The following is a 25882-nucleotide window of genomic DNA, read 5'->3' on the forward strand; positions in this document are numbered from 1 at the left end:
GTCATGATACCGAAGTCCTGCCAGTTGATGCCTTTCCCGGACATCACCATAAGATCATCCCAGTTAAGTCCGGATCTTGTCAAAACCTGGAAATCCGACCAGTTCACGCCGGCCTCGGTCAGGGTCTGGAGGTCATTCCAGTTCACGCCGGTCTTCGATATCACGTCTATCTCATCCCAGTTGATACCTGATGTAGTGAGCGTATGGAAGTCCGACCAGTTCACGCCGACGTTCGTAAGGACATCCAGGTCGGACCAGTTTATACCAGTCGAACTTATGGCCTGTATATCATCCCAGTTTATGCCCGCTTTAGTTAAATAAGTGAGATCAGACCAGTTGATACCCCGCTTGGACATGGTCATGATATCCGACCAGTTCACGCCGGTGATCGTAAGTGCCTGGAAATCATTCCAGTTTATGCCGGCTATCGTAAACCTGCCCACATCCGACCAGTTCACGCCCGCCGTTGTCATCACACGGAAATCATTCCAGTTCACGCCTGTTTTGGAAATGGTCTCGAACCCGGTCCAGTTCACGCCGGCCCTGGTCAGCACTCTTATATCCGACCAGTTCACACCAGCTTTTGTGAGCGTGTTGAAATCCGACCAGTTCACGCCGGTTTTGGAGACCACGTTCATGTCCGTCCAGTTCACGCCCGCTCTCGTAAGCGTACGGAAATCCGACCAGTTCACGCCGGCCGCCGCGAGCGGCTGTAGCCCGGACCAATTAACGTTGGTCGTGGACATGGTCTCAATATCGTCCCAGTTAATGCCCGCGCCCGCCATGCTGGCGATATCCGACCAGGCCACGCCTCTTGTACTTAGTACCGCGAGGTCTGTCCAGTTAACACCTGTCTCTGTAAGCGCGGTAAGGTCGGACCAATTCACGCCGGCCTCGCTAAGCCTGCCAATATCGTTCCAGTTAACGCCCGACTCCGTAAGGAAACCAAAATCCGTCCAGTTTATGCCCTTTTCCGAAAGCACCTTGATATCGTTCCAGTTGAGGCCCGCGGTAGTCATATCCCCGAGGTCGCTCCAGTCGATATTGGTCCTGGTCATCAAGCCGAAGTCATCCCAGTTCACGCCCGAATCCGCCATATCCGATATGACATCCCAATTTATCCCGGCGGCCGCGAGGTCCGAAAGGTTGCTCCAGTTCACGCCCGCGTCGGCCAGGTCGGCTATGTTGTCCCAGTTCACGCCCGAATCCGCCATGTTGGATATCCGGTCCCAGTTCACGCCCGCCGCCGCGAGGTTCGATACGTTATCCCAGTTCACGCCCGCCGCCGCCATGTTGGCGATATTATCCCAGTCCACCCCGGTCTCTGAAAGCACCCGGAAATCGGCCCAGTTCACGCCCGCTCTCGTTAGCGTATTGAAGTCGGACCAGTTCACCCCGGTCGAAGCCAGCGCGGCCAGGTCCGCCCAATTCACGCCCGCTTTCGTTAGCGTATTGAAGTCAGACCAGTTCACGCCCTTTTTGCTCAACGCCTGTATATCGGACCAGTTCACACCCGCTTTTGTCATCGTGTTGAGGTCCGCCCAGTTCGCGCCGACCTCCGTCAGTGTCGTAAGGTCGGACCAGTTGACGCCCGCTTTTGAAAGCACACGCATATCATTCCAGTTCACGCCCGCGGTCGTCAGCGTCATGAGGTCCTGCCACCCAATGTTGCTTTTCGAGAGCACGTCAATATCGTTCCAGTTGATGCCCGCCTCGGTAAGCGCCTGGATATCCGACCAGTTCACACCCGCCTCGGTAAGAACACCAAGGTCGGTCCAGTTTATACCCTTTTCCGTGATAACAAAAAGGTCTGTCCAGTTTATGTTAGCGGTAGTAAGCGCGTTGAGGTCCGACCAGAGTATCCCGGCGCGTGATATCGTGTTAAGATCGTCCCAATTGACCCCGGCCGCGGTAAGCGCCTGAAGGTCGGCCCAGTTGATGCCCGCGTCCGAAAGCACCTGTATATCCGACCAGTTGATACCGGCCACGGAGAGGGCGTCCAACCCCGTCCAGTTGATACCGGCTTCGCTCATCACCGTAAGGTCGTTCCAGTTCACGCCGGAATTACTTAGTTCGGCCAGGTTATCCCAGTTTATGGTCTCCGACCAGTCCACGCCCGCGCCGCTCATATACGCGATATCATACCAGTTCACCCCGGCAATGGTCATCCTGTAAAGATCAGCCCAGTTAACGCCGGAATCCGACATCTCGGCGATATCGCTCCAAACAACCCCAGCCGTGCTAAGGTCGTATATCGCGTTCCAGTTAACGCCCTTGTTCGTCAAGATCGACAGGTCGTCCCAGCACATACCCGCGACGGACATATCCGATATGTTTTCCCAGTTGACGTTGGCACTCGACATCGCGGCTATCTCAGACCATTGCACGCCCACGCCGCTCATAGCGGCTATATCGGTCCAGTTGATGCCCGCGTCCGACAGCTCTCCCATGTTCGTCCAGTTGACCTTGGCCAGGTTGTTCGTCCAGAGCGTTTCCTTGAGGTCCGCTATCTTGCCGAACACGGTATTGGCCGACGAGGTGTCGGCGTAACCTCCCATCAAAGTAAGTACGCTCGCCGTATTGGTGAGAAGCTCTTCCGTATCCTCTTTTATAGCGTCAACGTCGGACCAGTTTATAGTGTCGGTCTTCTCCTTGATCGCCGTGATATCATCCCAGTTCACGTCCGAGGTCGAGGACTCGATATTCGTGACCTGCGTCCAGTTGATATCCGCGGTATCGGATTTCACGAGACTGAATTCAGAGTACCCGTAATAAGCGGTGGTCGGCGGAGCGTCTGTTAGCGCTATGTAGGCGACATACGACTTACTGGCATCCGAAGGCGTCCAATTGTACGTGAACAAGTTTCCGTTCTTGGTCATGCTCTGGCTAGTAAGGTTATCGACCGTGACAAAACAGGTAGACGACGGCCCGATGTTCGCGACGTTCTCGTCAGCCTGGAGCCATGCCGTTATCGTATAGTTCGTCCCGTTCCATATCGCCGTGGCCTTTGGCCCTGTTGATGGGAGGATATCGAAAACTTCCGACACGGCGTATTCGAGTCCGGGTGAAGTGGCTTTCAAAGTATACATCTCGCCCGCTGACGTCACCCTGAGGTCCGTATACGTGGCTACACCCGACGAGACCGTAACAGTGTCGGTCCCCATAAGGGTCGCCGCGCCGGGATTACTAAGAATGCTGATAGTGACCTCGGTCGAATTGTCGTTGGCGACCGTATTCCCGTCGGCGTCCTGTACCACCACCACGGGTTGCCGTGTGAAGGTCTTGAGATGGGAAGTCGTGGACGGCGATACGGCAAAAGCCAGTTGCGACGGGTCTCCGTACCCGGCCGCGCCAGAGGAGGCCTCCTCGGAAGAAGAACTGCCGTCGTAAGGACCGCCGCGGTACATTATGGACGTCACGTCGAACTGGGCGTACCCGTCCCCTTCCCCACCGGTATATTTTGTGGATGCGTACGCCGCGCCCGCGCATTGGTTAAAGGCGAAGTTCAGCGCTACCAGCCATGTTATTAGCTTGCGTACCTTCATCATCCTCATCCTTTTTACCCCGCGGCACCATACCCCGGGGCGTAATATGATCACGAAGCCGTTCTAACGCAACGGCCTCCGGTATCAGCATCCCTTGTCGCGCTGGTAAGGGCCGCGCGGGCCCTGTCTGACGTAGCCATGCGCCCGGTAACGGTCTCGGCCCACGACCCACCGCGCATACCGGACCCCGCGGCGTCGGACACGCCTTCGCCGTCGTTATATCCCGGCCAGTCGGTATTGGTCGCGTTACCTTCATATCCTGAGGCCGATTCCAGAGCCCCGTCACCATGCGTCCCCTGGAAAGCCCGACCGCTATTGTTGCCCACGGTAACACATCTTTCCCAGAGGTTACCCGACAATTCCATACATCCGTAGTATCCGGCGCCGGCTTTCTGTCTTCCAGACGAAACGGTCGCGAAGATGCCCGCGCGTAGCGGACCGGACCCGCCGTCCCCTCCTGAATACGTGACATCCATATACGCGCAATTCGCGCCGGAATTCGTCACGGTCTCTGTACCGTCCTCAGTCCCTGATATTACGCTCGCCGCGGTTATCGCGGTATTCCCCCAGGGATATGCCCCTACGGTCGGGGTCACATCCTTGCCCCTCGCCGCTTTCTCGAACTCAAGCTCGGACATCGGCCTGAGCGCCGCCCAGTCGGCATACGCGCAAATATCCATCCACGAAAGGAACCCGCACGCCCTCTCCGGACGCTCCGTACCCGCGTCGCCTTCCGTCCAACCGATGGTATTCCTATAGACTTCCGAGTCACTGTTCTTACCGGACGCGCCCGTTATATCCCTGTTCATTTTCGCGTCCTCGCCCAGTGTATTGAAGAAATCCACCCACTGTTCTTCAGTTATCTCATATTTCATCGCGTAGAAAGCCCCGTAACCCTTGGGGAACGAATCCGTTATCATAAAACTCGACCCTGTAGTGCTTTCTCCCGGATTTCCCGCGGAATTGTAGTAGAACCCGTTCTCCGAAACGTCCTGCACTACAACAGCGGCTTCCCCGCTTATATACCAGGGATCTGTCTCAGCTACCGCGCTGCCCTGATCGAACGCCGCGGTGCTGGTCTGGTAGTCACCCGCGAAGAACGACCCCTGCGGCACATACACCATCTCTATCCCGATTATCCTGATATCAATGTTCTCTACCCACGCATCGCTTATGCCGTCAAGCCCGTATCCCCACACTATGTTCACGTTACTGGTGCTCACGTCCCCCGTACCTGTCCAGGACCTCTGGATGAAACACCCTTTCCTATCGGCAGGTACGATGATCTCCAGTGCCGTACCCGTACCGACCGATGTCCCCGAAGGGTTGGTCCCTGACGCATAAAGTGTCGCGTGAGACCAGGTGGTCCCGTCGAGCGAGTATTTTATGAACACCCACACCGCGTCGTAATTGTCGAAATCCCTCCATGAGTTCTGCCAGGATATATTGAACTGCACGGTAGCCGTGTCCGCGCCCGTGTCCAATGCGACGATATTCCCGGAAGATATCTCCAGGTTGTTCGCGAAGGCTGCGCCACAAAATAATGCCATGACCGAAAAAAACACCAGGATGGCCATCAGCATCCTGATCGCCGCCGGTCTTTCGTTCTCTCTGTACGTAGTCCTCTTTTTCATCACGACCACCATCTCTTTATTTACTCGGCCGTTCTGGCACACCGGCCGCCACCGTCGGATATCCTTGCCGAACTGGTCATGGAAGCTCGGTCCCTGTCGGATATGGCCATACGCCCTACCGTCGTCTCAAGCCAGGACCCGCCCTTGAACCCGGATCCCGCCGAACTTATCACTCCCTGGCCTTCCGAATACCCGGGCCAGTCACTGTTAGTCGCGTTCCCTTCATATCCTTCGATCGCGGTAAGGGCGCCGTCACCGTGGGTCCCCTGGAACACCCTGCCCGCCGCGTTACCCACACTGACACATCTCTCCCACAAGTTGCCCGATAGCTCCATGCACCCGTAATATCCCGCGCCTGCCTGGTGTCTTGTGCTTTCGCTTGTCGCGAATATGCCTGCCCTGAGAGGCCCGGTCCCGCCATCGCCACCGGCGAACGTATTGTCGTTATAACAGGCGTTCGCGTCCTGTGTGCTTATGGTCTCCGTCCCATCCTCGACGCCGTTAATGGCTGTAGCCGCCGTGACCCCGGTATCCCCCCACGCGTATTCCCCCGCGTCCGACGGAGCGATGTTCTTGCCGCGCGCGGCTTTCTCGTATTCCAGTTCGGACATTGGACGAAGCGCGGCCCAGTCCGCGTAAGCGCATATATCCGCCCAGGACAAATAGCTGCAAGCCCTGTCGGCGCGCGTCGTCAAGGCACTCCCGGAAGACCATGACACAGTGTTCCTGTCCACCACCGCGTCACTGTTCTTGCCGTTAAGCGAAGTGAGGTCGCGATTAAGTTTCTCTGCGGATGAGAGCATGTTGAAAAATCCCACCCATTCGCCTTCAGTGACCTCATATTTCATCACATAGAACGCTCTGTATCCGTTCGGGTACGAGGTATTCCCGTCGATGCCGTTCAGTCCGTTAACGGTCACGGATGACGTGTCCATGTCATCGTTGGCGTTATTATCACACGTGATGTCGGTATCGGAAGCTGTAATGGATGCTTTTGTGTTGTCCGCGCCCTGTGCGTGTATGGCATACCTGGATTCCGTCACCCCGTCCCCGTCACCCGCGTAGAAAGACCCTTTCGGCACATAGACCATTTCTACACCGAATACCTTAAGCGTTATGTCGTCCGTAGCTCCTACCCCGTCCTCGCCCCATGCCCACACGAATTCCATACCGTTGATACCGACCGTACCCGCTCCTGACGCCGCCCTTCTCACAAAAAAACCTTTTTTATCCGAGGGAACGACCAGGTCCACATCCGTACCGTATCCGCCGGAAAATCCCGAAGGGTTCTCTCCGGCGGAGGACATCGTGGCATGCTCCCAGGTATCCCCTCCATCCGTGGAGAATTTCACGAATATCCATACAGCGTCGTAATTACGGGAATTCCTCCAGGAATTGTCCCAGGACATATCAAAACTTACTGTCATGGTCTCATCATCCGCGTCACGGCTTCCGAGAAGAGGCATCTCTATGGTAAGATCATTGGGATATGCGGGGATTGAAATAGATACAGCCGCCAGTATGATGATACCCATGGCCATATGTGATACGCATTCGAGTTTTTTGTTTATATTCCTTCTCCCCACGGAAAGCTCTCCCTTTTTCTAAGTTTACGCAAACTAATAATAAGTTTACTTTATTAACTGTAATTTAACAAATTTACGCATGAAAACGTAAAGAGTTAAAAAAGTACGCTTACCCGTAATCTTTTTCTTCCAAAAGTAGCGCTCATACCACACTCGAATAGTCGTAAACGAGCATCAACACGAATGTTGTGCCTGTCAATAACTGTACTCCTTAAGATAGCTATTATCCTCTATCGCCGTCTGGAGATCGTTATCTATCATGCGTTCTTTTATCGAAAGCTTATTAGCCCCGGTACCGGCCATATTCGTATAATTCTGGTAGTATTGTTTCGCCTTGATCGGGTCTTTCACGTAATAGTCGTATATAACGGCTAAGTTGTACATGGCATCCGTATCGTTCGGCATAAGGATCAGCGCTCTTTCGAATTCATACGTCGCCCGTTCATAGTCTCCCTTTTCGAAAAAGATGGTGCCCAGGTTAAAATGTATCTTACCGTTCTCCTGCCTGAGCCTTTCTTTTTCCACAGAGTCATTTTCAAGCCGCGAAGACACCATATCCAGTTCTTCCCGGGTCTCGACCCATTTTTCGTAATAGTCTTCTTCCCCACGCTCCATATCGATCTGTACGATAAGTTTTGTCAGTTTGTTGTTCTCTTCCCTCAACGACTCCAGCTCCTGGACAAGCGCCGTTTCCGCCTCCGCTTTCCCGGCAAGCTCCGTATCTATTTTTCTCTGAGCCTCTTCCAGCCTGTTAGTTACGTCCCGTATCCTGTCGGCATAAAGCTCAATACGATAGTTCTGCTTCTTTATCTCGTCCTGTGAAACATCGAATTTTTTACGCAGGATGGTGTTCTCCTCAAGCAACTTCCGGTAGGAATCTTCCATAGTGGTCTCTTTAAGCTCCACAGGTTTATTCTGGGCCGATACATCGATCTGCCCCAGGGACAAGAAAAGGATCAGCGACACCACCTGCCGCCCGACAGCTTTTCCGGATAGTTTTTTTCTCATCATACGCCCCTTATCAATATTCTTTGTAAGTTGAGATAATGCTCTTATCGCCTTCTTTGCGATCGTGGTAATTCTCATCGCCGGCTACTATATGCGGTGTCAGGAGGATCACCAGCTCCGTCTTGGTATCCTCCTTGTGCCGATTGGAGAAAAGCCCGCCGAAGAAAGGCATTTTCATAAGGCCGGGCACCCCCGACTTTTCATCGGTCCTGTTGTCCTGCCTGAGCCCCGCTATTATTATCGTATGGCCGTCTTTCACTATAACATCGGTCTCGACCGTCGTCGTGTTTATAAGGGGCACTTCCGTCCCCTGCTGAGTAGTAAGTGTATCGAACCTGGATGATATCTCCGGCTTTATCTTCATTGACACGAAACCGTCGTCATTTATCTTAGGCGTGACCAGGAACTTAACGCCGACATCGATATAATGGATCTCTTCGTTGACCCTCTGGCTGTCGCCTGTGCCTATCGTGGTAGTGGTTATATACGCCAGCTTATCCCCGATATGGACTTTTGCCTCCTCATTCTCGGTGACCATTATGCTGGGGCTGGCCAATATCTTGGTCGAGGATATCTCTTTCTGGAACTTGAGGTCCATCCTGAAATCGTCGGTACTGTTACCAACGGCTATTTGCCCGAACGAACCCGCCTGCGATACCGAAGTGTTAAGGGGGAAAGACCCGGCAAGCGCGAGATTAGCCGCGCCATGGAAAAGCGTTTGCCAGTCTATGCCGGAATCATACCCTGGGTTCAGGGTTATCTTGAGTATCTTCACATCTATAAGCACGGCCTTGGTCTTCACATCAAGCGCCGAGATTATTTCCTCGACCTCTTTCATCCTGTCGGGGAAAGCCCTCACTATCACCTGATTGGACCTGGTATCCGCCTGGGTGGACCCAACCGACTTATTGTCTATCTTCTCCTTGAGCTTGCTGGCGACATCATCGGCGTTCGCGTATTTCAGGTCGAAGACCTTTATCCCTATGGACCGGTCCATATCCTCGATCATGCTGGACATCCTCTTTACGGTGTCCGCCGTGTCGATCATTACGATCGAGCCGGTATCCTCATCAATGACCACCCTGCCGACATCGCTTTTTATGTTCTTCAGGGCTTCCAGCGCGTAAGCCGGCTTGAGGTATTTAAGCCGTATTATCTTCACGACCCTTTTATCGCTGAACCTCTGTCCGTACATAGCCTGGTATTCGGCCTCCGTCATGACGTATATGATATCGCTGCCGACTATCTTATACGCGAGTTCATTCGCCAGGGAGATGATGTCCAGGGCGTCCCTGATCGAAACGTTCTTAAGATACAGCGTCACACGACCGCTTATGTTCTTGCTTATGGATATGTTAAAATCCCCCCTGAGCGCCAGGAACTTATACACGTCCACTACGTCCATATCCCTGAGGTCGAGGGATACCGGTATCTCCAGATTGCGGTTGACCGACGCCATCAAGCCGTCCCCGCCCATACCGTCCTGGCCCGAAGAACCGGCTGCCCCCAGGAGGATCACCAGGAACGGCAGGATAGTTTTTCTAAGTAATGTCTGCCCGGTCATCTCAGCGTCACCTCGTCTTCTCCATATCCCAGGGTTATGAAATCCTTGGTGATCTCTTTCACTATGAACTGCAACACCTTATCTCCTTCCTGCGCGTAATACGTGACCATCACCTTGGAATCCTCGATCATCGCGTAACGCTCATTCTCGTCCGGAGACCATGATATACCCACCAGTTTCAGGTCTTTTGTCATATCGCCGAGCGTGGGCGCCCCAGCCTGGCGTTCTTTTTTGACCGCCTCATACGGCTTGAATATATTGCGGTTGATAAGCGTATCCGAGTAATACCCATAATCCTTGAGCGGCAGCACTATGTTCTTCACGTCATCAGGCACCTTCATAACACTGGATACCTCGAACTTGGGGATGTTGCCCATGTTGATCACGCCCAGCAGGATAAGGATCACGTGCCACACGACCAGGACGCCTATCCCCGACATGAGCGCCTTGGTCATATTCCCTACGGTCAGGAGGTCCTTGTATCTCCCCTCTCCCATAATGCCGCCGAACCTGGCCTTGAGCCTCTCAAGGATAACGGACATATCAGGGATAGCCGAGGAGAGGATATCTACACCCGGCTTAGAGGACTTTTTTTTGGGCGTTTTTTTATCCGCCCCCTCTATCATCCTAAGGAGTTCGTTTTCTGCGGTATTCCCGTATTCTGCCATCTTAAAGCTGAATCCTTTGCTATGATCTCCGACGCTATCCTCTTGTCGACCACGGTCGAGACCTTGTTCACCACAAGTTTCCTCAGACAATTGTGGCATATCCGGATTATGCTGCGCGGATATCCCTTAGTGTAATTGTAGATCTCGTTCACCGCCTCATCCTGGAAAAGCTGTTTGAGGCCCGTATATCCCGCCTGCCTTATCCGGAACTGGACCATATCCCTGGTCTCCTCGAATCCCAGCGGATTGAGCGTGAATTTGAAATCTATCCGGTCATAGAAATTCTGCATCTGCAGGATCTTTGAATAGAACTCCAGCTGCCCCAGGAGCACCAGCTGGATAAGTTTATATTCGTTGGTCTCGTAATTCAAAAGTATCCTGAGCGATTCCATGGTCTCGGCCGAAAGCTTCTGCGCCTCATCGATTATAAGTACCACCGTCTTGTTCTCGTTAAGCGTCTTGCTTAAAAGGAACTTCTCGAACAGGTCCCGCATGTCGGATATCGGCAAGGTATCAAGCTCTTTGCCTACAGGTACCGGTATCTGGAAATTCTTTACCAGAGAAGCCAGGAATTCCTTTTCTCCCTCGAACGTCGGATTGAGCACCACATGAAAAACAAAAGGGTCACGCTCGCTCAACTCCTTCACCAGCTTCCTTGAAAGCGTGGTCTTGCCCGTGCCGATCTCTCCCAGTATAACGTTGAGCCCGCGGCGCAGGCGCAGTTCTATCAATATGTTGGTGAGGGCAAGATCATATTCCCTGGAAAGGAAAAGAAAATCGGGATCAGGGCTTGTAGAGAAGGGTTCTTTTTCCAGCCCGAGCAACTTGTAATACTGCATCTATCTCCCCGTCCTGTTAGCTCACTTTTCGGGTATTACTATGATTTTAATATATAAACACGGGTTTTATTACAATATATCGTAATTTATAAACGATCCAATACTATATGTATAGTCATAATTATTCTATAATAATATACATTCAAAAAATACACTTGTCAATTTAATCAGGCAAAAAGTGGGATGTTTTTCAGGCCATCGTTCTGGTGGGAAAATTCGCGAAAAGGTCATTCCCTGAATCCCGTATCCTCATCCCGGGTATCTTCCCCCGGCCCCTTTTTCTTGCTCTCCCCCGCCCACATAACAAAAGCGACCAGAGAAGCACCCAAAAAGAACCCGATGAAAGTAAATATAACGGCATGAAGCACCGATGAAAGGTTATTCATAAACCCCTTAAATGGTTATTTTGCGCCTTATGAACATGTCCACGGAATGCGGCCCTCCCCCCCGTATCGCATCCCGGACCTCAGTTATGGTCATTCCGGACATCTCGTTCCCCATCAATTTTATGATCTGGTCGCCCACGCGGACACCCCTGCCGAACGCCGAGGAATCGGGACTTATGTCGGATACATATGCTCCTTCCGGCCCGTTCTCGATGGAAAGACCCGCGGCGTCCCACAGATCGGATGCCGGGCCTTCTTCCCCCGACGTCTCAACAAAGAAAACGACCTCCCGGTCCACGATAAGCCGGGTACTTCCCTCCGGGGCTGAAAGCAGTATGGATACCGCGTCGAACATTCCCATGTAGACCGCGGGGCGCCCCCCAATGCTGACAATATGATCGTTCCCGCTCAAACCCGCGCGATCGGCCCTTGACCCGGGACTGACATACTGGACCTTTATCCTGCCGTCACCCTTCTCTTCTCCGAGTATGATCCCTATCTCATCCTCAAGTCTCTCCGTGCTGGCTGAATTATCCCGCAAAATAGCCTTGTCGGAATCTTGTCCACTACTGGTCTGTATTCTTCTGTGGTCTTCCGTCCAGGCGGGATCCTCCTCGTTACCGCGAAGCTGATCTTCAAGCGTGGCCATACCTCGGACCGCATCTTCATTGTCGGGGTCCAATCTCGCCGCTTTCTGGTAGAGATAATATGCCTTGATATTCTCACCTTTGTCCCGGTAAATGTCCGCCGTCATAAGTATGTTCTCGATGTCCCCCTCACGATGTATATCCTTGACGTCCCCGGCGCTTATCGTCAACGTGCCGGAATCCGTAAGTACGGTCAGGTCCCCGTCCGCATCACGAAGTATGATGCCCTTGATATTGTCCCCGTTATTTTTCGTTACGATGTCGGCATCCGCGCGGCATAGGGAGGAACAAAGCAGTAACACCGGCAAACCGGCCAGGATAAGGCTTCTCAGGGGATATTTAGATCTCATTCTCATATCTTGCTCAGGACTTTTTCCCGCGGCGCTTTTTTACAGCGAACCTGCCCTTGATATAGGCGTCCAGGCTATCCATATCCTTGAACACTTTTTCGTGTTCAAATTCGGTACCCGTGAACTCACAGGTATCCACTTCGTGTTCACGGCACACCAGGGGCCTGTTCTCATATACGCCACACCTGTGGTCCGGGGTCAGGTATCGGCATTTATTTGCGACTTCCATGTGCCATTTTCTTTTCTCGACATATACACTCACGCCTTCATGAGCCAGATACCACCTGAGGTTCTCAAAATCCCTCTTGCTTCTGGGGGTATCTATCTCGAACGCGAAATACGAACAACATTTTGCTTCACAAGACCTACAGGGCACACATCCTCCTCGTTAATGATCCATTGTCACTCTACGGGACTTCCACCAGGGACCTACCCAACTCGAATGCCTTTTCAAGATATGCCTTATTCCCGAGCGCGTCCCCGGAGTTCTCCAGCCCCGGGAAAAAAGCCCCGCCCGCGTACGTGACCGACGTGGCGGCGAAAAGGTTCCGTACTATCGAACTCGCGTTATCGTAATGGTCTGTCCTGTCCTGCGCGCCGACACATATGAATACGCCTTTTCGGGGTCCCCGGGCAAAGTTCTTCCTTTTCCTGTTACGCGAGAGCCACACACACTGGAACCGGTCGACCATCACCTTTAGCTGCCCGGATATGCTCCCGAAAAACACGGGTGAACCGACAAGAACGGCATCCGAAGCGAAATACCGCTCAAAGACCCTGTTCATATCGTCATCTACTATCGACAATCCGGACTCGCTGACCTTATCATACTCCGCCTGGGAGCAAGGATGTATCGACAAGCCTTCCAGCGTGATCTTTTCCACGTCCGCCCCGAGCGAAACAGCCCCCTCGATCGCACTGTCCATAAGCGTTTCTGTATTACCCCCATGTCTGGGACTTCCGTTTATCGCGAGTATCCTCATCTTCCCCTCTCACGCACCTGACACACCGGCAATAGCCCGTACCGGCCGTAAAAACAACACTTATCCTGGCAGCGGATCAAATAACGGTACCCGAAGGGATCACGGAGTTCTTGCTTATGATAACGATGCCGTCACGTATATGGTAGTTAGGCCCGTCAAAATTATCCAGGTTCCTGGAATTGATGATCTTCACGTTATCGCCTATTCGCACGTTCTTATCCAATATGGCCTTGCGTATCTCACAATCAGCTCCCACTCCGAGATGCGGTATCCCTTCGGCCTTGTCATCATCAAGCTGTTCCATCGTTTCGTAATAATCACATCCCATGGCTATGGTACTATCTATCTTCGAGCCTGCCCCCACCCTGAACCGCAGGCCTATGATGGAATGTTTTATGATCGCGGAAATAAGTATGGCCCCCTCAGCCACTATACTGCCGTCCACCTGGCTGTCGGTGAACTTGGCTGGCGGCAGGAACCTTGCCCTGGTGAAGATCTGCCATTTTTCATCGAACATATCCATCGGTGGCATGGCTCCCGTCAGGAGCAGATTCTCTTCATAGAAACCTTTTATGGTACCGATATCACGCCAGTACCCATCAAAGGTATAAGCATATGTGAGCTTGGTATGTATAGCGTCAGGGATTATCTCTTTCCCAAAATCCACTTTCTTCTGGTCTACAAGAAGTTCTATGAGGGCCTTCTTGTTGAACAGGTATATCCCCATCGACCCCAGGAAACATTTTTCCCCGAAATTCTTTATTTCCATATCCGAGATCTTTGACACATCTTTAGGTTTTTCCACGAATCTGGTTATGCGCGCGTCCTTGTCCACTCCCATTATCCCGAGCCCGGACACCTCATCAGGACTTACCCTGTTACAGGCCACGGTAAGTTCGGCTTTTTTGCTGACATGATACCTGTACATCTCGGCAAGATCCATCTTATAAAGCTGGTCACCGGACAGTACCAGGATATATTTGATATCCGGGTTGTTGAAATGCTTAAGACATCTGCGCACGGCATCCGCGGTCCCCTGGAACCAGTCCGTATCGTCCATGGACTGTTCCGCGGCCATGACCTCGATATAGCCCTTGGTAAACGCGTCCATCTTATAGGTCCGGCTGATATGCTTGTTCAGGGATTCCGAGAGGAACTGTGTGAGTATGTATATACGGTTAAAATCAGAGTTGAGACAATTGCTTACAGGTATGTCGATAAGACGATACTTCCCGAAAAGAGGCACCGCGGGCTTACACCTTTCTTTCGTCAACGGGAAAAGGCGCGTACCACGGCCACCTCCAAGTATCAAGCACAGAACCTGGTGCATTCTTCCCTTTCAACAGGTAAGATCAACAGACTTGTCGGACCGCTCAAACATAAGGCCGTCCGCTATATCACGCATGACGGCCTTTATCCTCGGCTACCACACAAAAAGGCCCGGGTGATCAACCAATAGATATTTTGTTCTTTTTGAGATTGCTGAGAACGTTCTTTTCCGCCCTGTACCAGTCATACTGGTCGTCCCCGTGGGTATATCCGCGGTCGGCGAAAAGCAGATACGCTTCCTTCTCTACCATACCCCAAAGTTCCTGATAGCTTATCTTCTTGCCCGAAGATATTTTGGATGTCGTGGTGCTCGCCTTTTTGGTCGTTTTTACCGTTCTTGCCGTCTTAGCGCTTTTCTTGATAACCATGTCACTACCCTCCTGAATTATTACTTACTCCCGAAAGGCCGGACGTCATCTGACAATGTGAGGTCCGCCGTTCTATGCGTAAATACTGTAATCAATATCCTTGAAAATGTTATACTTATCCTCGGCCTGTTTCAGCAGGCCCTCATCCACATTGTTATCGCGCAATTGTGAATGAAGGGCCAGGAACCGGCCAATGTGCTCCCTGGTGCGGTTGACCGCGTATTCCACAAAGGTACCCGTCTTCATGATGAACGCCCAGTCGCTTGACTGCGCTAGAAGCAGTTCACGGGCCATCTGGTTAAGCACCCTCCTCTGCAGAGCGGTCGGTTTCCTGTAATCCCTGGCGGCACCTGTCATCAGTTCGGCCATTTTGTGCAAATGCCTGTATATCCAGTCATTGCATCCGTCAAGCCATACCTCGTGATACCCTTTATACCCCCAGCTGGACATCGAAGGCGTCATCACCTGGAACCGGTCATACATTGAGAGAAAATCCCCCGGGGTCGTGGTCTTTATATTGTCCTGGTCGAAATGTATCTTTCTCAAAAGATATCCAAGCCACTCCGGCCCCTCGAACCACCAATGCCCGAAAAGCTCCGCGTCATACGGCGATACTATTATCGGCGCCCTGTCCATTACTCCGATCAGGTGTTCTACCTGTCTTTCCCGGTTGTACATGAAATTCCCGGCATGCATAGCCGCTTTTTCAAGGGCCCTCTGCCTGTTATAGAGGTCTTTATGGTCAGCTGTCCCCGTTATCCTGTGGTATTTGATGCCGACGTTCACCCTCGTGCCGCATCCGTTTATGTACGGCTTCATATAATCGTAATCCAGGTCGAACCCGATATCCCTGTAGTACTCGCGGTAATCGACGTCGCCCGGGTATCCTTCTTTTGAGCTCCACACCGCTTTCGAGCTTTCCATGTCACGCCCGAACACGGCAACGCCCGAACGGCACAGATACGGACTGTAAACACCGTACTTTGGCCGGGGTTCCCCGAAAAGTATGCCGTGGGTCTCCACGAAAAAATACCTTATACCGAATTCTTTGAGTATTTCGTCATGCCCCGGATGATAAGCGCATTCCGGCAGCCATATACCCTTCGGTATCGTCCCGAAACTCTCCTTATACGTATCAACGGCGACTTTTACCTGCGCCTTTATCGCGGGCTCATACAGGTCCATCATCGGCAGGAACCCGTGTGTAGCGCAACAGGTAATGACCTCTACCCTGCCCATGTCCTGGAACTTCTTGAAAGCGGTTATTATGTTCTTCCCGTACTTTTCAACGAACACGTATTTGGCTTTTTCAAAGCGGCTATTGTACAGCCTCGCTAACGCGTTCTCTTCCGGGTTACCGGCGGTCCTATCTATCTCCTTGCGGGAAAGATCTATAAGCTGGTCCAGTCTACGCAGGTACCTGGACACAAGGAGATCATCCTTGAGCATGCTTATCAATGTCGGGCTCAACGATACCGTTATACGGAAATCCACGCCATCATCAATAAGCCCGTCGAACGTATTTATCAATGGGATATACGTGTCGGTAATGGCCTCAAAAAGCCAACTCTCTTCCAGGAAATTATCGTATTCCGGATGCCTGATGAATGGCAGATGGGCATGTAAAACTAAAGCTAAATATCCTTTTGCCATGATCACTTTCTATCTAAGAACAAACTGGCGCTCCCGAACATACCCGAAGATATGCCACCGGAGAACAACCAGTTCTTAAGATGCCTTTCTATCATTTCCCTAAGTTCAAGCGAACTTTTACCCACATCGAACCCACCGGCTATAGCGTACATCCTGTAATACAGGTCCTCCGGGCACATCCACTCTTCATCGATTATGTCGGACATCCTGTTATTCGGGGTCTTTACAACATTCGATCTCGCGAGCGTGAAGAATTCACCCGACGAACAAATAAGGCCGATAGCCACCATCCACTTTCGTCCGGCGGCACAGGAATTCACGTACCAGCTATTCGCCGAACCGCTCAGGTCGAAATCATATACAACATTTACGGGCCGGTCCTCTCCAGTATCGGTCACATCATAGACCCTGAGGACAAGGCGGGCCGGAGTGCGGCCCATCGAACGTATCTTGTTCTTGACCGACTCTTCCACGTCGTTCCTTATTTCCCAGTAAGTATGGAGAGTCCACGGATCCCTGACCATAAGAACTATCTTATTGTCCCCATAGCCTTGGGGAATGTTCCCGGACACGGACATCTTGACGTCCTTTTTGATGTCTTTGTCCGCCGCATAACCGTATGAACTCGAATTGTCCATAATTACCTCATAAAAAAATATTATTCGTGTGGAGAACATTCACCGCGACTATCGTAATTCCTTAGTGATACGGTCGGGTAAAACTAGATAAATTCTAACTTTTTTCAAAAACATTGTCAACAAAAATCATTGTAAATAAAATGTTTCTGTTTTGTTACGAGAACCTAACATCCAGGTCTATGCTTTTTGCCTCTCCGGGACGAAGCTTGACCTTGAACACCGGAATGACCGCGGACCCCTGATAATTAAGCTCATAAGCCTTTTCCGACTGAGATACCGTCTCTACCGGGAAGCACCATATCTTGTTCATTCCAAAGGCACTTACGGAATAGCTCAGCCCGCTCTCTTTGTCCTTTATCTCTATTTTGTCACACGGTCCGGACTCAAAGGTTTCCTTAACGCTATGTTCCTTACCGCTCTTACCGGCCACTATTTTGTATTTGTCGGAATCGGCGTCCGGCAACGCCACATTGAATTCCGGGGCGAACAATGTTTCCACCGCCGACTTATCCTGATTGGTTATCACGTATTTCACCGAGAAAGCGGCATCCTTTTTAAAAGCTGTTACTTCCTTGGATATAGATATTTTTTTGCCTTTCACATTTCCCGTACGACTCATTGTCACCGATACTTTGGACGCCGATATTCCATTGACGCTGAACTCATACCGCGCGTTAACGAGATCACCCTCCTCGGAATACGCGGCCTTCTTGATATCCGAGACATGTGTCTCAGACCCGGGGAAATGATCTATTAGGCAGTATCGTCCGTACCAGTCATAATTAAGATGTTCAGTGATGCCCGCCTGGACCACCTGTATGCCGTCATGTATGGTCTTGACCTGTCCGTCGACCTGCTCAGCCTGCTCGCGGCTTTTTTCTATTATGGTCTTGTGATACGCTTCTTTCCTCCTGGCCAGGGTATTGGTCAGGTTCTGGCATATCACCTTGGAATCGAATTCCTTTATAACTCCTCCCTCCGAAGGGTCCACCAGAATGGACATATCGCGGTTCCAGAGCAGGACCTCGTCGTCACCGTCGGCGTCTATATCAAGCGTATCCGTGCCACATATCTGTTTTGCCCCGTAAAGCATACCGTCTATCGCCTTCTCGCTTTTGATAAGATGATGGTATATCGCCCTGCGCAGGTGGAAAAGGTACAGGCCGCCGAACACACCATGCCAATACGGGCAATTGCATTGCCCGCGCATAAGGTCTTTTTCCGCCTCGGAGAATATCTCAGCATCGACCTTCTTCGATGCCCGTATTTTATCGAGTTTGCCGCTCACATAGACCATCTTCTTGTTCATATTGTTCGATTCCGGGTATTTAGACAGGAAATTACGCCAGAACCCGCCTTTCACAAAAGGCTTGTAGAACTCTTCCTTGCCTGAACGCTTTATGTCCTCCATTACCTGGCGCAGATGTTCCTGGCTACCGGCCGGAAGGGACCATTCGAGCATCTCTTCGTAAGAACTGGTCGGTATGTACACCCTGCCGAGAGGGCGGTGCTTATCCAGAGCCTGAGACAACCACATGGTCTTGAGCCATTCAGCGTTGTTCATAAGTTCGTCAAAGAATTTTTCAAGCCACTTTTCCTCGAAGACCCACTTGTACGTCCCGGGCCATTCGCCGAACTTCTCCCCGTCGTCACCATAGACAAATAGCGGCTCCCCATGCCTTTCCATCACGCCCTTCATATAATCCATACATTCGTTCGGCATCTTGAAAGGTATCATGTAGCGGAGCACCTTGTCCGAGGGAAATATCGCCAGCGTCTTGCCATTGTCTTCCGTGATGTAATAACCATACGTCGCGTCCTTGTATATGCCCGAGTACAGGAAATGCGTATCATCCAGGATAACGTATTCCACCCCGGCCTTCACCAGGTCAGACGGCAGCCCCGGCTCCCAGACCCTCTCCGCTATCCACGCGCCCCTTGGCTTGAACGACATCTTGTCCTCTATATATGAGGAAAGCATCTTTATCTGCCTCACACGGTCGCCATCGGGGATGGAGGGAAGTATCGGTTCATAGAACCCGCCGCTTATCACTTCGACCTGACCGCGCGCGACCATGCCCTTGACCACGTCAATAAGCTCCGGCCGGCAGCGTTCCGCCCACTCAAGCAGGCATCCGGTGAAATGAAAGCTCATTTTTATATCGGGATATTTTTCCAGCAGTTCCAGGAACGGCATGTAACAGTTGTCGCAGGCCCGTTCAATGACAAAATCAAAGTTACCTATCGGTTGGTGAAAATGTATCGCCATCGCAAGATCCGAGCGCATGTGTGTCGTCCCCTTTCCCGCCTGCCCCATTAAGGGTTCAGCATATGCCTGTAAAGTTCGATGTACTGTTTCGCCGAGTTCTCCCACGAAAAATCACAGCTCATGGCGCGCATCACCAGACCATGCCACGCGTCCTTGTCCCGATATAACTGGTGGGCCCTCTTTATCGCCTTGAGGAGCGATTTTTCATCCGCCGGGCCGAACTTTATGCCGTTCGACCTTTCCTCTTCCTCGTCAAAATCCACGATAACGTCGTCAAGTCCCCCCGTGGCCCTTACAATGGGTATGGTCCCGTATTTTATGCTATACATGTGGTTAAGCCCGCATGGTTCGTATCGCGAAGGCATGAGGAACATATCACATCCGGCCTCTATCTTGTGCGCGAGCTCCTCGTTGAAATCATTACAGACGTGGACAATACCCGCGTACTTCTTCGCCAGCTCGGTGAAATCCCTGTTCGTTTTCTCGCTACCGGTCCCCAGGATGACCACTCCGAACCCCATATCCACTATCTTGTCCATTATCCCCGCCACTAGGTCCATGCCTTTTTGCGACGCCAGACGCGAAACACTTCCCAAGATAGGCCTGTCGACGGGCAATTCAAGACCCGTGTATGCTATCAGGTCTTTCTTGCACTCCATTTTCCCGCCCAGGGACCCGGAATCAAAATTGGTCTTTATGAACTTATCGTTCTTCGGGCTCCATATCGAGTAATCCGCGCCGTTCAATATCCCGTACAGCGAATCTTTCTTGACACGCAGGAGACCGTCCAGACCCGCCCCGAATTCCGGCGTCATTATCTCACTGGCGTATTTATGGCTGACCGTACTTATCAGGTCAGAAAAGATTATTCCGGCTTTCATGTAATTGACCATACCGTAGAATTCCAACCCCTCCATATTGAAGAACTCTTCCGGTACATCTATCTTGGACATGACCTTCCTGCTGAAAATACCCTGATAAGCCATATTGTGTATGGTAAAAAGCGTTTTTATCCCACTGTAAAAATTGTCTATGGACAGTTTCGTCCTGAGGTAAAAAGGCACGAGCGCGCTCTGCCAGTCGTTACAATGGATAACATCCGGTTTGAAACCCACGGCTTTCGTGGCCGCCAGCGCCGCTGCCGAAAAAAAGGCGAACCTTATGGCGTTGTCTGAATGGTCCCCCCGGGGCGTCCCGTACAGGCCTTCCCGCCAGAAGAATTTCTTGCAGTCCACAAGATACGTTGTCACTCCGGATTGCCTGCATGAATACACATCAAAATCGGGTATCCCGGTGAAAAGCGGGTGGTTCACATAAGTCGATTCCATCGTTATATCGAAATTGCCCTCGGCCACGTCCTTGTAGAAAGGCATTATCACCCTGACATCATGCCCCATCGCCGCCATGGTCTTAGGCAGGCTCCCCACTACATCCGCCAGGCCACCCGTCTTCGCGAACGGGAACATCTCGGAGGAGACAAAAAGCACTTTCATGGCCGAGGCCATCTCTCCCCCGCCGGCGCTGCCCGTAACCTTTTTGGCCTTCGGGCCGGCATGTATCGGCTGGGACAGATAATAAGGAGCTTCCTTCCCGTTAAGGACATACATGTTCGAAAGATGCATGCGGAAAAGGTCATCAAAAATAAAATTCAGTTCGGTCCCGAAATCGTCGTACCACCAGAACCAGTCACTTCCCTCGGCGATATACAACTCTTCAAGCGCTTCTTTCGACGGATGCCCTGAGCTCAAGAGGTCCTTACGGGCCTTCGCCAGGAACTCCCACGCCTTGTTCTTCTGCGGGGACCCTATCCATTTGTTGAAATTCCTGTCTATCCATGAACCGGAATAGAGCTTTTCGATCTTCTTCCGTTCCTTGTTGGCCTCGAGAAAACCACCGATAGTCACAAGCTCCGCCTCACGGCTGGCTATAAGTTGCTTGTATACTTCCGAAAGGAACCTTCTGCCGCCGTCCGGATAATAAGGCCAGGGGTTCTCCCCGTCAAGAATGATGGAGACGATATGCTGTCCATCGGCCTTGGAGACCGCTTTACCTATGTTCTTGATGTCATTCAACAGGTCAAGTGCCGCTTTTTTGGGAGGCATCCCCGAATACCTGAAGCTTATAGCGTTGGAAAGGTTGATGTCCCTGAACACCATGTCCACGCTTTGCCCGGCTTCTTCGGCCGTGAAAGCCCCGTATATCAGGTCCTGGCGCGGGACATCTTTCCCCCGGAAAGATTCAAGCACTATACCTTCGTCCGTGGCCAGCCATTTAACGCCGGCTTCCGCGAAAAGCGGTATTACTTTCTGGCTCACGCTGCCTTCCGAGGGCCACATACCCGCGGGTTTACGGCCGAACACCTTTTCATAAAGCGCTACCGACCTGGCGACATGTACCCGCGCGTCCTCAGTAAAGTCGTATCCCTGGCCATTCCCGTCGTTACATATAAGCGGCATTATCGGATGGTAAAAAGGTGTCGTTGATATTTCGATAATGCCCGCATCCTGCAGGCGTTTATACGTGGGAAGTATGGAAGAGACCACTTTTTTCTGTAGCCTTAGGAGCCGTTTCTTCTCGTCCTCCGTGTAGTCCCCGCCCTTCCTGAGGAGCTTTTTCACCAGGACGCTGTTATTCCTCAGTGTGAACCCGCACCATGCCAGGTTGAAGAACACCTGGAGGTCGCGCATATCCTGGTCGCTAAAATCGCGGGACTTGGACAAAAGCGTTTCCTTGCGCAAGTTCTCGCCTCTTCTCGCGAAAAGATCCTTGTATTTCTTTATGGGGGCTATGGCTTTCTCAAAATCACATGAGAAAAAATTCTTAAGGATGAACACCTTATCTTCGTCGTCCAGTGTCTGGGCGTCCTTGAGCGACAGGTCCAGGTACGTGTCCTCGATCTTGTCACTGCTTGATATATCCAGGAGCTGCCATATCAGGGAAGGCGTAAAATTAAAGGTACACTTGGCCTGCGGATATTTTTCCGACATTGATGCCATATCCAGATATGAATATGTGGAGTGGAGCCTCACCCATGGCAGGCAATACCTGCCCGAGACCATGTCCTTGTACAAGGGCTGGTGCATATGCCACAGAAAAGCCACAGAAAGTTTATTCGACATACATTCACGCCTTTTATATTATGTTATGCCAGATATAATACTGTTAAATAGTCCGCGTAGTCAAGGGGCATCTTAAGAACAGCCATACCGGCCGACAGCAGCCGTGGTGGGAAAGGGATCTATGCCGAGAATATCTCCTGGATAACTTCCATCACTATCTTTTCCACAAGATCGGGAGTGATCTCCTGCGGGTTATACGCCCCGATAAGCTGGCCCGTCATTCCTTTCGACGGCGCAGTGTTATAACTGTGTACCTCTATCTTGTTCTGGTATGTAGTGCATACGAACGAAAGCATCGGGGCATTGGACGAATTATAGGTCTTCCCGTCGGCCCTTTTGGGATATAACCTGAATATCGCGGCGGCGTCCTGCTTGCCTTCGCCCATAATATACTTTTCATCGCGTTCTTCCACTTTATAGTCATGCCCATGGGCCGTCATCTCACGGCCTATCGTTTCCAGGACCGGCCTTATGACCGTTGACCGGAGTTCCGTGAATCTCTCCAGGAACGCGTCCATAAGAGCGGCCGCTTCCTCCTGCTGTTTCTTGTCCTCGGCAAGTTTCTTCTCGTAATTGTTAAGCAGGCTGTCTATTCGCTGTTTCGTTTCTTCATCCATCATTAGTAACACCTTCCGTTTTGTCCCCTCCTGTTCCCTCTACCAAGTATTATACATAACATGAGGTACATTTCAAAAACTTTAATCCGTTACATTAACGGACTAAAAAGCTCGAAATCTGTTAAGAAAAATCAACGCGGATAGATATTGTTCTTCCTGGTAAAGAACGCGGGGGTCTGTATAACTTTCACGTTCTCGGATTTCTTCTCGCATCGTTCGGAATATGTAGTGCTATGATCGGCTGGAACGGAAATGGATGATTTGCGTGCGTTACGTTGTTCTTCCCACATGGCCAGGTGTTCCGGGAATCTTACCTTGGTGGAAACGCCTTCTCCCCAAAAGTTATTACACTTTCGCTCGTTCTTTCTCGTATTGGTCGATACCCCGGTTTTAAGGTATTCCATTTTATCGTCATGGATAGCGCGACCGTTCTCGAACACTACACCTTCTCCGGGTGACACACCCTCGATCACCTCCCTGGCAGTACCAGGCGACAGGAAAGCCTGCTCAACGCTTTCCGCGCTAAGGGTCATAAGAGCTGTCAACAAGACTGTTAAAATGTGTGTACGTATCATTTTATACACTCCATACTGTTTATTATTTTAACAAAAACAGGTAAAAAAGTAAAGAAAAATATTAAGATTATTTTATATATGGCTAACGGCGGGAAAAGCTCATTCCCCTTGCAGGATCTTAATGCTTTTTCGCACCTGATCGATAAAAACATCGACCATTTTCATCCATAAAGGCCGGGCCGTGGAATGTTCCATTATATAGACCGCCCTTACATCATAGAGCCCCGAATCCACCGCATCCGTATCTTTGCAGAAATCCACCTCTATCTCCTTCTCCCATATAGACTTACTCTTATCTTTAAGGGTGAATCTGAGGCATTTATACCTTTTTCCGTCAAAAGACGGTAAAGGATCGGAAATAAGGGCTATTACCCTCTCGTTCTTGTACCTATGTACGACCTCGTACTCCGACGCCTGCCCGTCGGACCACTTGATATCCTTGTCCGATATTTTCATATACCCGAATTTATCCATCACAGAGGACAGCGGCATCCATTTTTCGTTCAAGGATAATACGACGTCATATGAAATATATTCGTTCATTAGAAGCACTCCAATTACCAAAAGACATATCATCACGCATATCCTGAACAACATTACCACCTCCGGTATCTATACGTATCATCACTAATTGCTGCTGGCCTCTTCTACTACGACAGAACTTACAATAGCTTCGGCTTCTGGGAGGTATTTGCCGAATTCATTTTTCTCAGCCGTATATGTAAGATTATACGCTTTTTCTCCCGAGATAAAAGTATAGTTCCTCACCTTGAACACCATATCGGTCTCTCTTTTCCCTTCATATGTCACAAAGAACGTCCTGTGCCCGTTCATCATCTTCTCCCCGGTCTCCACAAGGTTAGATTCCCTTAGGGCCCTGGGTATCATATTGAGGGACCTCGCGTTGTACTCCTCAAAGCTTAAAGGCGCGCCGGACATATCATCTACCCCGATCACTACATTCTCCCCAAAAATATCGTTCTCATCAACAGGCGACAAGAACTGCACCATACCCCTGACTTCCCTCATCTTCCAGTTGGAAGGATACTTAGCCTTTAGCTCGTAAAAAGGGCTGTCATAATCAGTGGTCTCGCTATCTTCAGGGAAAGCCGGAACATCCACGGGCATATCACCCTGCGCATCCCCATCATTGATGTTTTCCGCGCCTTTAGGGCCTTTGCCGGCTTCAGACTCTCTTATTTTTGCTTCTTTTTCCAGAGATCTCGCGGTTTTTTCCCGTGCGCGGGCTTCTTCCTTCTCTTTTTTTGCCGCCGCTTTCTCCGCCTTTATTCTCGCTTTTTCCTCCAGCGCTTTTTGCTTTTTCTCCTCGCGGGCCAGCCTCTCCGCTTCCTTCTTCTCCTGGCGCCCGAGTAGCGCTTCCTCTTTCTCTTTCTTTTTTGCCTCTATCAGCGCCTGCTTCTCCGCGGCTTTCCGGGCCTTTTCGGCCTGTGGGGTTCCCACCTCACCTTTTCGCGTCTCTTTTTCCGCTGCCTTTGCGGCCTTATCCTGCGCGCGGGCTTCTTCCTTCTCTTTTTTGGCCGCCGCTTTCTCCGCCTTTATTCTCGCTTTTTCCTCCAGCGCTTTTTGTTTTTTCTCTTCGCGGGCCAGCCTCTCCGTTTCCTTCTTCTCCTGGCGCTCGAGCAGCGCTTCCTCTTTCTCTTTCTCTTTCTTTTTTGCCTCTATCAGCGCCTGCTTCTCCGCGGCTTTCCGGGCCTTCGCTTCCAGCGCTTTTTGCTTTTTCTCTTCGCGAGCGAGTCTTTCGGCCGCTTTCCTCATCTGGTTTTCGATCCGCGCGTCCTCTTTCTCTTTCTTCTTCGCCGCCGCAAGAGCCTGTTCTTCCGCCTTCTTCCTCGCCTTTTCCTCCAGGGCCTTCTGCTTTTTCTCTTCGCGGGCGAGTCTTTCGGCCGCTTTCCTCATCTGGCTTTCGATCCGCGCGTCCTCTTTCTCTTTCTTCTTCGCCGCCACGAGAGCCTGTTCTTCCGCCTTCTTCCTCGCCTTTTCCTCCAGGGCCTTCTGCTTTTTCTCTTCGCGGGCGAGTCTTTCGGCCTCTTTCCTTATCTGGCTTTCGATCCGCGCGTCCTCTTTCTCTTTCTTCTTCGCCGCC

The 25882-nt window shown here is 51.3% G+C and carries 21 protein-coding genes; all 21 read right to left on the bottom strand.

The genetic code is table 11. The annotated features are described in order from the left end of the window. A partial coding sequence (locus PHH49_06320; GenBank protein ID MDD5488555.1) for a hypothetical protein occupies positions 1-3554 on the bottom strand: 3554 nt, incomplete at its 3' end. A 41-nt stretch (positions 3555-3595) separates the two neighbouring features. After that, positions 3596-5179, bottom strand: a complete 1584-nt coding sequence (locus tag PHH49_06325; GenBank protein MDD5488556.1) for an SUMF1/EgtB/PvdO family nonheme iron enzyme — start codon at positions 5177-5179, stop codon at positions 3596-3598. A 20-nt stretch (positions 5180-5199) separates the two neighbouring features. Further along, positions 5200-6765 (bottom strand): SUMF1/EgtB/PvdO family nonheme iron enzyme, encoded by a 1566-nt coding sequence (locus PHH49_06330; protein ID MDD5488557.1) that lies wholly within the window; start codon positions 6763-6765, stop codon positions 5200-5202. Positions 6766-6960: 195 nt separating this feature from the next. Then, on the bottom strand, positions 6961-7776 hold the full coding sequence (locus tag PHH49_06335; protein ID MDD5488558.1) for a tetratricopeptide repeat protein: 816 nt from the start codon (positions 7774-7776) through the stop codon (positions 6961-6963). Positions 7777-7786: 10 nt separating this feature from the next. Next, positions 7787-9337, bottom strand: a complete 1551-nt coding sequence (locus PHH49_06340; protein ID MDD5488559.1) for a secretin N-terminal domain-containing protein — start codon at positions 9335-9337, stop codon at positions 7787-7789. Further along, positions 9334-9963: a hypothetical protein gene (locus tag PHH49_06345; GenBank protein ID MDD5488560.1), complete on the bottom strand. Its 630-nt coding sequence runs from the start codon at positions 9961-9963 to the stop codon at positions 9334-9336. Before PHH49_06345 ends, PHH49_06340 begins: the two co-directional genes overlap by 4 nt. Then, a complete protein-coding gene (locus PHH49_06350) occupies positions 9960-10844 on the bottom strand; it encodes an AAA family ATPase (protein ID MDD5488561.1) in 885 nt (294 codons plus the stop codon). The genes PHH49_06345 and PHH49_06350 overlap by 4 nt, the downstream gene beginning before the upstream one ends. A 227-nt stretch (positions 10845-11071) precedes the next feature. Beyond that, entirely contained in the window at positions 11072-11230 is a 159-nt protein-coding gene (locus tag PHH49_06355) for a hypothetical protein (GenBank protein ID MDD5488562.1), read from the bottom strand. 7 nt (positions 11231-11237) lie between these two features. Further along, positions 11238-12233: a PDZ domain-containing protein gene (locus PHH49_06360; protein ID MDD5488563.1), complete on the bottom strand. Its 996-nt coding sequence runs from the start codon at positions 12231-12233 to the stop codon at positions 11238-11240. 7 nt (positions 12234-12240) lie between these two features. Continuing rightward, positions 12241-12603: a YkgJ family cysteine cluster protein gene (locus tag PHH49_06365; protein MDD5488564.1), complete on the bottom strand. Its 363-nt coding sequence runs from the start codon at positions 12601-12603 to the stop codon at positions 12241-12243. Between the two features lie 31 nt (positions 12604-12634). Continuing rightward, positions 12635-13210, bottom strand: coding sequence for a flavodoxin family protein (locus PHH49_06370; protein ID MDD5488565.1), 576 nt, complete (start codon positions 13208-13210; stop codon positions 12635-12637). A 76-nt stretch (positions 13211-13286) separates the two neighbouring features. Further along, positions 13287-14540 (bottom strand): glucose-1-phosphate adenylyltransferase, encoded by a 1254-nt coding sequence (locus PHH49_06375; protein MDD5488566.1) that lies wholly within the window; start codon positions 14538-14540, stop codon positions 13287-13289. A 118-nt stretch (positions 14541-14658) separates the two neighbouring features. Then, positions 14659-14907: a DUF2934 domain-containing protein gene (locus PHH49_06380; GenBank protein MDD5488567.1), complete on the bottom strand. Its 249-nt coding sequence runs from the start codon at positions 14905-14907 to the stop codon at positions 14659-14661. A 72-nt stretch (positions 14908-14979) separates the two neighbouring features. Beyond that, complete coding sequence (locus PHH49_06385) at positions 14980-16560, bottom strand: DUF1957 domain-containing protein (GenBank protein MDD5488568.1); 1581 nt, start codon at positions 16558-16560, stop codon at positions 14980-14982. Between the two features lie 2 nt (positions 16561-16562). Next, positions 16563-17198: a DUF4912 domain-containing protein gene (locus tag PHH49_06390; GenBank protein ID MDD5488569.1), complete on the bottom strand. Its 636-nt coding sequence runs from the start codon at positions 17196-17198 to the stop codon at positions 16563-16565. Positions 17199-17352: 154 nt separating this feature from the next. Further along, positions 17353-19485 (bottom strand): DUF1926 domain-containing protein, encoded by a 2133-nt coding sequence (locus PHH49_06395; GenBank protein MDD5488570.1) that lies wholly within the window; start codon positions 19483-19485, stop codon positions 17353-17355. Between the two features lie 29 nt (positions 19486-19514). Beyond that, positions 19515-22586: a glycogen synthase GlgA gene (glgA, locus tag PHH49_06400; GenBank protein MDD5488571.1), complete on the bottom strand. Its 3072-nt coding sequence runs from the start codon at positions 22584-22586 to the stop codon at positions 19515-19517. Positions 22587-22705: 119 nt separating this feature from the next. Then, a complete protein-coding gene (locus PHH49_06405) occupies positions 22706-23206 on the bottom strand; it encodes a hypothetical protein (GenBank protein MDD5488572.1) in 501 nt (166 codons plus the stop codon). A gap of 128 nt (positions 23207-23334) precedes the next feature. Next, a complete protein-coding gene (locus PHH49_06410; protein MDD5488573.1) occupies positions 23335-23736 on the bottom strand; it encodes a hypothetical protein in 402 nt (133 codons plus the stop codon). Between the two features lie 141 nt (positions 23737-23877). Continuing rightward, entirely contained in the window at positions 23878-24375 is a 498-nt protein-coding gene (locus tag PHH49_06415; protein MDD5488574.1) for a hypothetical protein, read from the bottom strand. A 30-nt stretch (positions 24376-24405) separates the two neighbouring features. Continuing rightward, positions 24406-25882 (bottom strand): hypothetical protein (locus PHH49_06420; protein ID MDD5488575.1); only part of this gene is annotated, 1477 nt, incomplete at its 5' end.

The organism is Candidatus Omnitrophota bacterium, from assembly GCA_028715965.1.
In the GTDB taxonomy this organism is placed as follows: Bacteria; Omnitrophota; Gorgyraeia; order Tantalellales; family Tantalellaceae; genus JAQUQS01.

Excerpts from the sequence above, each read along its gene's own strand:
- PHH49_06385 (MDD5488568.1), bottom strand. The coding sequence starts at position 16,560 with ATGGCAAAAGGATATTTAGCTTTAGTTTTACATGCCCATCTGCCATTC.
- PHH49_06345 (MDD5488560.1), bottom strand. The coding sequence starts at position 9,963 with ATGATAGAGGGGGCGGATAAAAAAACGCCCAAAAAAAAGTCCTCTAAG.
- PHH49_06355 (MDD5488562.1), bottom strand. The coding sequence starts at position 11,230 with ATGAATAACCTTTCATCGGTGCTTCATGCCGTTATATTTACTTTCATC.
- PHH49_06395 (MDD5488570.1), bottom strand. The coding sequence starts at position 19,485 with ATGCGCTCGGATCTTGCGATGGCGATACATTTTCACCAACCGATAGGT.
- glgA (MDD5488571.1), bottom strand. The coding sequence starts at position 22,586 with ATGTCGAATAAACTTTCTGTGGCTTTTCTGTGGCATATGCACCAGCCC.
- PHH49_06340 (MDD5488559.1), bottom strand. The coding sequence starts at position 9,337 with ATGACCGGGCAGACATTACTTAGAAAAACTATCCTGCCGTTCCTGGTG.
- PHH49_06380 (MDD5488567.1), bottom strand. The coding sequence starts at position 14,907 with ATGGTTATCAAGAAAAGCGCTAAGACGGCAAGAACGGTAAAAACGACC.
- PHH49_06360 (MDD5488563.1), bottom strand. The coding sequence starts at position 12,233 with ATGAGAATGAGATCTAAATATCCCCTGAGAAGCCTTATCCTGGCCGGT.
- PHH49_06375 (MDD5488566.1), bottom strand. The coding sequence starts at position 14,540 with ATGCACCAGGTTCTGTGCTTGATACTTGGAGGTGGCCGTGGTACGCGC.
- PHH49_06335 (MDD5488558.1), bottom strand. The coding sequence starts at position 7,776 with ATGATGAGAAAAAAACTATCCGGAAAAGCTGTCGGGCGGCAGGTGGTG.
- PHH49_06370 (MDD5488565.1), bottom strand. The coding sequence starts at position 13,210 with ATGAGGATACTCGCGATAAACGGAAGTCCCAGACATGGGGGTAATACA.
- PHH49_06390 (MDD5488569.1), bottom strand. The coding sequence starts at position 17,198 with ATGGACAATTCGAGTTCATACGGTTATGCGGCGGACAAAGACATCAAA.
- PHH49_06415 (MDD5488574.1), bottom strand. The coding sequence starts at position 24,375 with ATGTTGTTCAGGATATGCGTGATGATATGTCTTTTGGTAATTGGAGTG.
- PHH49_06350 (MDD5488561.1), bottom strand. The coding sequence starts at position 10,844 with ATGCAGTATTACAAGTTGCTCGGGCTGGAAAAAGAACCCTTCTCTACA.
- PHH49_06405 (MDD5488572.1), bottom strand. The coding sequence starts at position 23,206 with ATGATGGATGAAGAAACGAAACAGCGAATAGACAGCCTGCTTAACAAT.
- PHH49_06325 (MDD5488556.1), bottom strand. The coding sequence starts at position 5,179 with ATGAAAAAGAGGACTACGTACAGAGAGAACGAAAGACCGGCGGCGATC.
- PHH49_06410 (MDD5488573.1), bottom strand. The coding sequence starts at position 23,736 with ATGACCCTTAGCGCGGAAAGCGTTGAGCAGGCTTTCCTGTCGCCTGGT.